Raw genomic sequence first — 2,640 nt, forward strand, 5'->3', positions numbered from 1 at the left:
CCATCGTGGCCGTGAAACGTCCCGGAGGCATCTGGGGCCATACCACCGCACAAACGGTGCTCTACGACGACGACCAGATCATTGTCCAGGGCAGGAAAGCCAAGGCCGAGCGGTTCAGCACCATGCAATGACCCACTAGACTGGGGCGGAGGTGCGCCGGGAAGTCTGGTCGGCATAGTTCTGTCGACCCAACTTTTAGGACTCCCCACATGAGCCCCACGCCTCCCCCCACCCCGCCGCGCATGACCATCTTCGGCCGCGGCAGCTACGCCGAATCCCTCCGGATCGGCGAGATCCTCCGCAAGGAGACAGTCGGCGGCGCCCTCCTGGTGGCCGCAGCCGTGATCGCCCTGGTCTGGGCCAACTCGCCGGCTTCCGAGAGCTACTTCGCGCTGCGGGACTTCAAGTTTGGATTCGAACCGTGGCACCTGGAACTCAGCCTGGGCGCCTGGGCGGCCGACGGGCTGCTGGCGATTTTCTTCTTCCTGGTCGGACTCGAACTCAAACGTGAGTTCGTCGCCGGTGACCTGCGGCAGCTGAACAAATCGATTGTTCCGGTCGCAGCGGCCGCCGGCGGTGTCATCATCCCGGCCCTGATTTACATTGTCGTCAACCTCACAAGCCCCGAGACCCTGCGCGGCTGGGCCATCCCCACCGCCACCGACATCGCCTTCGCCGTCGCCGTGCTGGCCATCATCGGCTCGCATCTGCCCAGCGCCCTGCGGATCTTCCTGCTGACCCTGGCCGTGGTGGACGACCTCATCGCCATCACCATCATCGCCGTCTTCTACACCAGTGACCTCCAGCCGACGCCGCTGCTGCTGGCCCTGATTCCTCTCGCCCTGTACGCGTTCCTGGCCCATAAGTACCGGCGTTTCTTCGGGATGAAGGCCCCGGCCGCGTGGCTGATTCTGCTGCCCATCGGTGCGGTTGCCTGGGCCCTCGTCCATGCCTCGGGGATCCACGCCACCGTCGCAGGTGTACTGCTCGGCTTCGCAGTGCCGGTCCTGCGCTCCCAGGCCAGCGGCGGCCCGGAGGCCGGTCCGGGACTTGCGGAGATCTTCGAGCACCGGTTCCGCCCGATCTCGGCCGGCGTCGCCGTCCCGATCTTCGCGTTCTTCTCCGCGGGTGTGGCCGTGGGCGGCTGGGACGGACTGGTTTCGGCGCTGACCGACCCGGTGGCCGTCGGCATCATCATGGCGCTGGTCCTCGGCAAGCCAATCGGCATCATGGGCACCACCTGGCTGCTCACCAAGGTCACCAAGGCCCGGCTGGACACCAGTTTCAAGTGGATCGACGTCTTTGGCGTGTCCCTGCTGGCCGGCATCGGCTTCACCGTCTCGCTCCTGGTGGCCGAGCTGAGCTTCGGCCAGGGCAGTGTCCACGACGACCACGCCAAGGTGGGCATTCTTGCGGCCTCCGTTCTGGCAGCCCTGCTGGCCATGCTCGTGCTGCGGACCCGGAACCGGCAGTACCGGGAGGTCCAGGAGGCGGAGAAGGTCGACGCGGACATGGACGGGATTCCCGACGTCTACCAGCAGGACGGCCCCGCCCGGTAGCCCGGCCCGGCCCGGTAGCCCGGCCCGGCCCGGTAGCCCGGCCCGGCCCCTCCCGGCAAGCCGCGGCGCCGGTCTCCGCCACGGATGAGGGCTTGCGTTCATACCCCGGGGGGTTTGATTATGGAGTGTGCGCTGCCGGTCGACCCGCGGCCGTCCGTGCCCTGACCAGCCAGGAGTGAACCATGGACGTCATTGTCATTGAGACCAGCCAACTCGGGGACCGCAGCTACCTCGTCCATGACGGCTCCGTGGCTCTGGTCATCGACCCGCAGCGGGACACGGACCGCGTCGATGAGGCTGCCCGCGACGCCGGACCGGGACGCTCGAAGATGGCCCAGAGGTGGAGATCGTCACCGTGACGGGAGGCAAAATTCACCCCATCGAAGTCTGTCGTCTCGTAGAGCCAAGCCGCGACAGCCTGGGTCAGGTGACGTGGGCGGGCGTCCTTCAGAGCCGAGGCGTCAAAGTCGGTCTGGCCCAGGCTCAGGGCCAGTCCGATGAAGTGTGGGTACAGGGCCGCGACGCTGCCGGAGGCGGTCACCGCGCAGTACCGCCCGGATAGCACTGCGGACGCGGCAGCGCGGACGTCGAGCCACTCCCTGGGGACCTGCGCCGGGGCGATGGTGGGGCGCCCTGCCGCATCCGGTGACCCCTCGAAACCTCTCCGCAACGGCAACCGCGAGTGACTACTACGGATCCGCGACGGCCGGCGTCATGAAGCGCTTCACGTCCTTCGTTGACACCCGCTTCGCGTCCACCCAGTCCAACATCTACAGCGCAGCCCGCGAGCTGTTCACGAGGTCAGACGTTCCATTCATGGGCGTTCGGCTGGCGCTGGCAGGTCCCGCTGCGTCCGAAATGATCCCAATTCAGATGCACCTGGTCGACGCATTCTGCCAAGGATTCGCCGACGAGCTGCTGGCGCGCAGGGCCCCGGAGTGACGATGACCGACTCACCATGCCAACCCCTAACCCGGATTTTTCATGATGGTCGGGTTGGCTGCCGGGCCCCGGGGTGATTCTCGCCCGGGTTGATTTTGTTGTTTTGGGCGTGCTGGCGGGGCCTGTTGTCGCCGGCTGG

The 2,640-nt window shown here is 66.9% G+C and carries 3 protein-coding genes; all 3 read left to right on the top strand.

Translation table 11 applies throughout. The features are described from left to right. The first annotated feature begins 209 nt into the window (after positions 1 to 209). A complete protein-coding gene (nhaA, locus tag ACZYX4_RS17600) occupies positions 210 to 1,559 on the top strand; it encodes a Na+/H+ antiporter NhaA (RefSeq protein WP_463878391.1) in 1,350 nt (449 codons plus the stop codon). 182 nt (positions 1,560 to 1,741) lie between these two features. After that, positions 1,742 to 1,918 carry a hypothetical protein gene (locus ACZYX4_RS17605; protein WP_463878396.1) on the top strand — a complete coding sequence of 59 codons (177 nt, stop codon included), beginning with the start codon at positions 1,742 to 1,744 and terminating at the stop codon, positions 1,916 to 1,918. A 286-nt stretch (positions 1,919 to 2,204) separates the two neighbouring features. After that, the gene (locus ACZYX4_RS17610; protein WP_463878394.1) at positions 2,205 to 2,501 is read left to right on the top strand and encodes a hypothetical protein; all 297 of its coding nucleotides are present in this window, start codon (positions 2,205 to 2,207) and stop codon (positions 2,499 to 2,501) included. Positions 2,502 to 2,640 lie beyond the last annotated feature (139 nt).

The sequence above is a fragment of the Pseudarthrobacter leeuwenhoeki genome (assembly GCF_055412885.1).